The sequence below is a fragment of the Streptomyces sp. NTD91 genome, from assembly GCF_059510455.1.
Window position 1 is genome coordinate 1 of the sequence record NZ_JCAJZW010000208.1, and the last position, 236, is coordinate 236.

The following is a 236-nucleotide window of genomic DNA, read 5'->3' on the forward strand; positions in this document are numbered from 1 at the left end:
CCCTTGGCCTGGGTGGAGTTCTCGACGCACTGCTGGGTCTGCGGGGCGGACAGGACCGGGATGTCCTGCACCGTGACCGGCACGACGCCGACGAGCGAGCCCGCGTCGGCCTTGGCGGGCAGCCCCACGCACGGCTTGTTCAGGGAGCCCTGGACCAAGGAGAACTGGGGGCTCATGGTGCCCAGCGTCGCCGAGTTGCCGAAGACCTGCGAAGCGCCGGTGCCACTGACGGAGGT

Annotated in this window: 1 protein-coding gene; it reads right to left on the bottom strand. The window is 70.3% G+C overall.

From position 1 onward, the window contains the following. A partial coding sequence (locus AC5WRT_RS39255; protein ID WP_496101131.1) for a rodlin occupies positions 1–236 on the bottom strand: 236 nt, incomplete at both ends.